We start from the raw sequence: 7,457 nt of genomic DNA on the forward strand, positions 1-7,457 counted from the left end.
CTTGCGGTCGGGAGGGCAGGGTCAGTTCACGCGGCGGTCGGCGCCGGCCCAGAACGGTTCGCGCACGGCCTTGCGGTCGAGCTTTCCGTTCCGGTTGTGGGGCAGTTCTCCGACGAAGTCGATGCTCTTGGGCTTCTTGAAGCGGTCTAGGCGCTCGGCGCAGAACGCGGTGATCTCGTCGGCGCTCGGCGCGTGGCCGGGGCGGGGCACGATGACGGCCTTGACCGCTTCGCCCCACGTCTCGTCCGGCACTCCGATGACGCAGACCTCCTGGACACCGGGGTGTTCGTAGAGGGCGGCCTCGACCTCGGTGGAGTAGATGTTGAACCCACCGGAGATGATCATGTCTTTCTTGCGGTCGACGAGGAACAGGTAGCCGTCCTCGCGCATCCAGGCGAGGTCGCCGGTGTGGACCCAGCCGTCGCGGAACGTCTGCGCCGACAGTTCGGGCTCCTGCCAGTACTCGCGTACGCAGTCGGGGCCGCGGACGATGAGTTCACCGACCTCGCGGGGCGGCAGCGGCCGGCCGGCCTCGTCGACGATCCGGATCTCGGTGTCGTACATCGCCCGTCCGCAGGACTGGAGCAGTTCGGGGTCGTCCGCGACGGCGTGGGCGATCTCCTGGCTGCTCAGGCCCGCCACCACGCTGGTCGTCTCGCCCAGGCCGTAGCCCTGCGCCACGACCGGGCCGAAGAACCGCACGGCGTCCCGCAGGCGTTGGGGCGAGATGGGCGCGCCTCCCACGCGCACGCCGGTCAGGCTGGACAGGTCCCGCCCGGTCGCGTCCGGGTGGGCCAGCACCATGTTGACCATGGCGGGGACGAGGAACGTCGCGGTGATGCGTTCCCTCTCCACCGTCTCCACGAACGCCTCCGCGCTCCAGGCCGGCAGCACATGGGTGGTCGCCCCGGCGAACACGTTGGCCAGCAGGGTCATGCCGGTGGCGTGGGTGATGGGGCCGCAGGCGAGGTAGCGGGTGCCGGGCCGGGGCCGGGACTCGTCGCTCATCAGCAGTTTGCGCATGTTCGCGAGGCGGTTGCCGAAGGTCTGGACGGCGGCCTTGAGCGCTCCGGTGGACCCGGAGGTGAAGTTCAGGACGCACGGAGCGTCCTCGTCCACGTCGGTGGCGACCGGGCCGGCTCCCGTCTCCGCTCCCGCCTCGCCGAGCAGGGCCCGGTAGCCGAGGACCGCGGCGGCATCCGGTGTCGCGCCCGACGCGGCGGCCGGCTCGTCATCGAGGAGCACGGGAAGACAGCCGGTGCCCGACGCCTCGACGGCGGCCAGCGCGTCCTCGCGGTGCGCCGCGTCGAACAGGAGGGCGCGCACCGGTGCGTAGCGCAGGATGTGCTCGATCTCGCCGCGCCCCAGACGGGCGTTGATCGGTGCGCGTACCAGTCCGGCCTTGTAGAGGGCGAATTCGACCTCGACCAGCTCCCCGCGGTTCCAGGCCAGGGAGGCGACCGCGTCACCCGGGCGCAGCCCGCGGGCGATCAGGGCCGAGGCGAGCCGGTCGGTCGCACCGTCCAGCTCCGCGTACGTCCAGGAACGCTCGCCGCAGACCAGAGCGGTCGCGTCGGGCCAGTAGCGGGCGCTGCGGGTGAGGTAGGTGCCGAGGTTCATCAACGATCTCCAGCCTTGCAGTCTGGCCAATTGAATACAGCAAGCATGTTTACGGACAGAATGTTTTGTATCTTGTGGGCTGTCAAGAGCCATCTAGACTGTGCGCGAACCACGACAGGGCGAAGGGGGCCGCATGGCCGAGGACAGGCGCACCAGGCGCACCCGCAGGGCGCTGGGCGGCGCGCTGGTGGAGCTGGTACTGGAGCGCGGCTTCAGCGCGCTCACCGTCGAAGACATCACCGAGCGGGCCGATGTCGCGCGCGCCACGTTCTACGCGCACTTCAAGGGCAAGGACGACCTGTTCGCGCGCGTGACCACCGACCTGCTGGAGCAGCTCGCGCAGCGCCTGGAGCCGGCGGTGTCCGGCAGCGCCGTCGGGTTCACCGGCAAACCGCTGCTGGAGATGTTGCGGCACGTGAGCGACGAACGGGACGTGTACCGGGTCGTCCTGCGCGGCGAGGGGGACGGCAAGCCCCTGCAGATGTTCGTGGACTCCTGCGCCGCCGCGACGGCGCAGGAGTTCAAGGCCCGCGCCGAACGCAACAGCGTCCAGCCGCGCATCGACGCCGACCTGCTGGCCCGCGTCTGGGTGGGCGAACAGATCGCCGTACTGCGCTGGTGGGCCGAGCAGGACACCCCGCCGATGCCCGCCGAAGAGGCCGTCCGCATGCTCCTGGACCTGGCCCTGCACGGCCGGTACTGGGCCAGCGGCTTCACCGCACCGGACCGGGCCCAGTTCTAGGGCGTGTTGAGTCGCGCGGCGTCCCGGGCCGGGCGGATACAGCAGACGGCCACCACACCGCAGGTGATCATGACGCCCGCGGCCAGCGCGAACGACTGCGCGTAGCCCGCGCTCGCCGAGGGCGCCGTGTCCAGCAGGCGGCCGGTCAGGGAGGGGGCCAGCAGCCCCGGAAACGTCCCCGTCGCGGCCACGATCCCGAAGAGCGCGCCACGCTGGGAGGCGGGCACGACCGCCGCGGCCGTCATGTAGTGCAGCGGGAAGGCGATGGAGTGCACCGCGAAGGCGACCGCGATCAGAGCGAGCCGCACCGGCAGCGAGCCGACGAAGGGGAGCACCGCCATCGCCGTCCCCGCACACGCCACCGCCAGGCCCTGCGGCACACCGCTGGAAAGGCGCAGCGACACGCCGCGCCGGGTCAGCCGGTCGACCATGGGGGACAGTGCCAGCAGCAGTACGAAACTGAAGGCGGACACGGCACTGAGCACCGCCGCCGCCGTCCCCGGGCTCATGGTGAGCTCGTTCCTGAGATACGACGGCAGCCACGCCTGACTGAGGGCCATCGCCCACGATGCCCCGAAGGCGCTGGTCACGCTCCCGATCACCGTGCCGGAGAGCAGTAGGCGACGATACGGGACGTGCGCGGGCCCGACGGTCCCGGCCGGTGCGCGCACGGAAGGCCGGTCATAGGGCCCGTCGCGCCCGACGAACCACCACACCGCGCTCCACACCAGGCTCGTCACGGCCAGCGCGGCGAAGGCCGAACGCCACCCGAACCGGGTGATCAGCCAGGTCACCACGGGCGCCGCTATGAGGGTGCCGAGCGCGGCACCACTGATCTGCAGGGCCGAGGGCAGACCGCGGCGGCCCACCGGAAACCACTTGTACAGGGCGTGCATCGACATCGGCGTGGCCGGTCCCTCCGCCGCACCGAGCAGCACCCGGCCGGCGACCAGCGCCGGCACGGCCGAGACGATCAGGACGGGCAGCTGGGCCAGGCCCCACGCCACGCACATCACGAACAGCAGGACCCGGCTGGAGATGCGTGCGGCGAAGAAGCCGACGACCAGCCCGGAGAGGCTGAACAGGATCGAGTAGGAGCTGGAGATCAGGCCGTAGGTGCTGTGGCTGATGTCCAGCTCGTCCATGATCGGGTCGGCCGCCAGTCCGAGCACCGACTTGTCCGCGAAATTGACGATCATGAACGTGACGATCAGCGCGGTGACGAGCCAGGCGCGGCGCCGGTCGAACGCCGGCGCCGCGAGGTCGCCGGGCGCGTCGAGAGCCAGCGGCGGTGATGGCTGCGAGGACATGGGGAGACTCCTGCGGTTCGGGAGAAGCAGGGGGCGAATGCTCTGCGACGGGAGGCACGGCATCGGGCTGACGCGGGTGGCGGCGCCGCTCCCGTCCGGGCACGCCCTGTTCGGGGTGCGACGGCAAGCGATTGAACACAGCGTCCATTAATGGGCTGTTGATTCGGCAACGTAACGTGCTGGCCACTTCCGGTCAATGCTTCTATGGCAAGCGAGGCGATGCACCACGAGTCGATCACTGGAGGAGGCAACGAACCAGAACGCGACAGTCATGAAATTAGACGGTGTGTATGGTAGCGATCGGAACGTCACTCAATTTCGAGGAGCGCGCATGACCGAGGCACCGCTGGCGAATCTCCACTGGTCCCGCGGCTATACCGACCCGGCATGGGTGCGCCGCTACACCACGTCGGGCCGGGAACTGCTGCCCAGCCGGCGGGTGTGGCACGGACCGGGCCCCGCCCGCAGCCTGCCGACCGGCACCGCCGGCATCGAACAGCTCACGATCACCGCGCCCGACGGCCGCACCCTGACCCTCCAGGACCTCTTCGCGGCCGCCGAGACCGACGCCCTCCTGGTGATGCACCGCGGCACCGTCGTCTACGAGAACTACCCGCACGGGCTGCGGCCCCACGACGCCCACTTCAACGCCTCGGCGGCCAAGTCGTACATAGGCCTCCTGGCGGCCACCCTGGCCCACCGGGGAACCCTCGACCGCGACGCGACAGCCGCCACGTACATCCCCGAACTCGCCGGCACCGCCTTCGGGGACAGCACCGTCGACCACCTGCTGCACATGGGGACCCATGTCTCCTACGCGGGGCGCCCCTTCGACAAGCCCGTCGAGGCCCAGCGCTACTTCGCGGTCGTCGCACCGCCCCTGCGCCCCTACGGCTACAGCGGCCCCACCAGCATCCGCGAACACCTCACCACCGCACGCGCGACCGCCGCACCGGGGACCGAGTTCCGCTACGAGAACGGCAACGTCGAAGCGCTCGCCGAAATCCTCCGCCGCGGCACCGGCACCACCACCTCGGCCCTGCTGAGCGACATGATCTGGTCCCGGCTCGGCGCCGACGAGGACGCCTACTACGTCCTGGACGGCGAGGGCACCGAAGCCGCCTGCGGCGGATTCAGCGCCACCGCCCGCGACGTGGCCCGGCTCGGCGAGATGATCCGCTGCGGCGGTGCCGTCGCGGACCGGCAGATCATTCCGAACGCCGTGACCGCCGCCATCACCGACGCGCCGGAGGGCTACCCCAAGCGCGTCCGCTTCCCCGCCGCGCCGCCCAGCGCCCCCGCCACCCTCTCGTACCACGACTTCTGGTGGATCCTGAACGACCCCTACGGCTCCTTCATGGCCAGCGGCATTCACGGCCAACGTCTCTTCATCTCACCCCAGTTGGAAACCGTCATCGTCCATTACGGATCCCAGGCGATGTCCCCGGTCGCCCCCGCGGCCCCGCTCGTCCCGGCGTTCCTGCAGATCGGCGCCCACCTCCAGCGCACGAGCTGACCCCGGCGCCACGGGCCCGGCGCCGCGGCAGGGGCCAGCTGCTCCGGATCCCGGTGATCACGCCGTTCCGGAACCCGGTGATCGCGGCGGAAGCCGAGCTCCGCCGGGCCAGGAAGCCCGGACGGGAACGGGTCGTCGCACGCAGGCGGGAGCGCACACGAGCGGGCGGACGCCGCCCGAGCGCGCGTGTCACCCGTGCCCGCCCGTCAATGCCGAACGAGTCGATGTCAGGATGGTTCCATGACGAGCAAGGTTTACTTCGACATCACCATCAACGACGAGCCCGCCGGGCGGATCACGTTCAAACTGTTCGACGACATCGTTCCCAAGACGGCGGAGAACTTCCGCCAGCTGGCGACGGGCGAGAAGGGCTTCGGTTACAAGGGGTCGTCCTTCCACCGGATCATCCCCGACTTCATGCTGCAGGGCGGCGACTTCACCCGGGGCGACGGCACGGGCGGCCAGAGCATCTACGGCGCCAAGTTCCCGGACGAGAACTTCAAGCTCGCGCACACCAAGCCGGGCCAGCTGTCCATGGCCAACAGTGGCCCCCACTCCAACGGCTCGCAGTTCTTCATCACGACGATCGTGACGTCGTGGCTGGACGGCAAGCACGTGGTCTTCGGCGAGGTCGACGACGAGGACAGCATGAAGCTGGTCAAGAAGATCGAGTCCCTTGGCTCCCAGAGCGGTCGCCCGCAGGCGAAGATCACCATCGCGGACAGCGGCACCGTCTGACCCGCACACGCAATTTCTGGAACGAGCGCGCCGCCCGGCAGTCCCGTCGGGCGGCGCGCTCCGTCGTACCGGCGGCCGAACAGCCCCGCTCCGCCGATACGGTGCCGGGATGGGAAACTTCTTCCACGGCGGGGGCCGCAGTCTGTCCATGTCCAACGGGGGCACGGACGTCTTCGTCGACGTGCTCATGCTGGCCGTGTCCGGTCTCGCCGAGAGCGTCTGGGAGTACCGCTTCGCCACCCTGCTGACCTTGCAGGACCAGGGCGCCGTGGGGCGCGGGGTGGTCGGATTCGACCTGGAGGAAGTCGACTGGGGCAGCTCCCCGGGCGAGCAGGCCGCGGCGAAGGGCTTCGTGCTGCGGGTGCTCGATCTGGCCCTGCGCAGGCACCGGTGGGACGAGCTGGGCTACGAACCGCCGTTCGCCGAGGGATATCTGCGGCAGTACCGGGAGATGGTCGAGGCGTTCGACCCCGCCGGCACCGAGCTGCGGAGCGGCATTTTCCCCTTCCCCGGTCCGGAGGAGGCCGCCATGGCCTCGTGCGTACGGCACCGCGTGCTGTGCGCGCCGGCGTACTGGGAGGCATGCGTCTTCTGCAATGCGTCGCGCCACTGACCCCACTGTCAACTGACGGTTGACACCTCGGGACTGTCAACCTACGGTTGACACATGGTGAATCCCGTACGCCCGACCCATCCCGTGCGCCTCGACGATCTGATCGAGGCCATCAAAAAGGTGCACACCGACGCCCTCGACCAGCTCTCCGACGCGGTGATCGCCGCGGACCACCTCGGTGACATCGCCGACCATCTGATCGGCCACTTCGTGGACCAGGCACGGCGCTCGGGCGCCTCCTGGACCGAGATCGGCAAGAGCATGGGGGTGACCAGGCAGGCGGCCCAGAAGCGGTTCGTGGCCAAGGACCCCGGCGAGGTGTCGGATCTCGACCCCAGCCAGGGGTTCAGCCGCTTCACCCCGCGGGCCAGGAACGTCGTGATGGCCGCGCAGAACGAGGCCCGCACGGCACACAACGACGAGGTGGGCACCGCGCACCTGGTGCTGGGGCTGCTCAGCGAGCCGGAAGGGCTGGCCGCGGCGTTCGTCAAGGCCCAGGGCATCACGCTGGAGGACGTCCGCCGGGCCGCGACCGAGGCACTGCCACCGGCCGTGACCGGCGAGCTGCCGGAGATCGTCCCGTACGACGCCGGGGCCCGCAAGGCACTGGAGCTGACGTTCCGGGAGGCCCTTCGGATGGGCCACAACTACATCGGCACCGAGCACATCCTGCTCGCGCTGCTGGAGCAGGAGGACGGTACGGGTGTGCTGACGGATCTCGGCATCGACAAGGCGACCGCCGAGACGGGTATCGCCGAGGCCCTCACCCTCCTCACCGGCTCGGGGGAGGACGGCTGACCGAGCCGCCGGGTCCGCCGGACGCCGCGGGGGGAAAGGTGTGCGGTGGGGGTTATTGGGGCTTGGGCCCGCCAGGGGAGGTTCGGGTAAGGTGGTGCGAGAAGGGGGGGTGAGAGAAAC

General features: G+C 70.1%; 7 protein-coding genes. 5 read left to right on the forward strand and 2 right to left on the reverse strand.

Annotated features, from left to right (window positions below):
* Window positions 1-21: 21 nt before the first annotated feature.
* Window positions 22-1,620, reverse strand: a complete 1,599-nt coding sequence (locus ACFVX4_RS10925; protein WP_389974389.1) for an AMP-binding protein — start codon at window positions 1,618-1,620, stop codon at window positions 22-24.
* A gap of 133 nt (window positions 1,621-1,753) precedes the next feature.
* Here ACFVX4_RS10925 and ACFVX4_RS10930 point away from each other — a divergent pair, with 133 nt between their 5' ends.
* Complete coding sequence (locus ACFVX4_RS10930; RefSeq protein ID WP_389974392.1) at window positions 1,754-2,362, forward strand: TetR/AcrR family transcriptional regulator; 609 nt, start codon at window positions 1,754-1,756, stop codon at window positions 2,360-2,362.
* On the opposite strand, the gene ACFVX4_RS10935 is transcribed toward ACFVX4_RS10930, so the two are convergent.
* Window positions 2,359-3,672 carry an MFS transporter gene (locus tag ACFVX4_RS10935; protein ID WP_389974395.1) on the reverse strand — a complete coding sequence of 438 codons (1,314 nt, stop codon included), beginning with the start codon at window positions 3,670-3,672 and terminating at the stop codon, window positions 2,359-2,361. The two genes, ACFVX4_RS10930 and ACFVX4_RS10935, sit on opposite strands and share 4 nt — an antisense overlap.
* A 331-nt stretch (window positions 3,673-4,003) precedes the next feature.
* Here ACFVX4_RS10935 and ACFVX4_RS10940 point away from each other — a divergent pair, with 331 nt between their 5' ends.
* From ACFVX4_RS10940 to ACFVX4_RS10955, 4 genes are all read left to right on the forward strand, one after another.
* Window positions 4,004-5,188: a serine hydrolase domain-containing protein gene (locus tag ACFVX4_RS10940; protein WP_389974398.1), complete on the forward strand. Its 1,185-nt coding sequence runs from the start codon at window positions 4,004-4,006 to the stop codon at window positions 5,186-5,188.
* Window positions 5,189-5,428: 240 nt separating this feature from the next.
* Window positions 5,429-5,926, forward strand: coding sequence for a peptidylprolyl isomerase (locus ACFVX4_RS10945; RefSeq protein WP_266421761.1), 498 nt, complete (start codon window positions 5,429-5,431; stop codon window positions 5,924-5,926).
* 109 nt (window positions 5,927-6,035) lie between these two features.
* Window positions 6,036-6,539: a hypothetical protein gene (locus ACFVX4_RS10950; protein WP_389974401.1), complete on the forward strand. Its 504-nt coding sequence runs from the start codon at window positions 6,036-6,038 to the stop codon at window positions 6,537-6,539.
* 54 nt (window positions 6,540-6,593) lie between these two features.
* Window positions 6,594-7,337, forward strand: coding sequence for a Clp protease N-terminal domain-containing protein (locus ACFVX4_RS10955; RefSeq protein WP_389974403.1), 744 nt, complete (start codon window positions 6,594-6,596; stop codon window positions 7,335-7,337).
* Window positions 7,338-7,457: the final 120 nt, after the last annotated feature.

Source organism: Streptomyces sp. NPDC058240, assembly GCF_042882135.1.
In the GTDB taxonomy this organism is placed as follows: domain Bacteria; phylum Actinomycetota; class Actinomycetes; order Streptomycetales; family Streptomycetaceae; genus Streptomyces.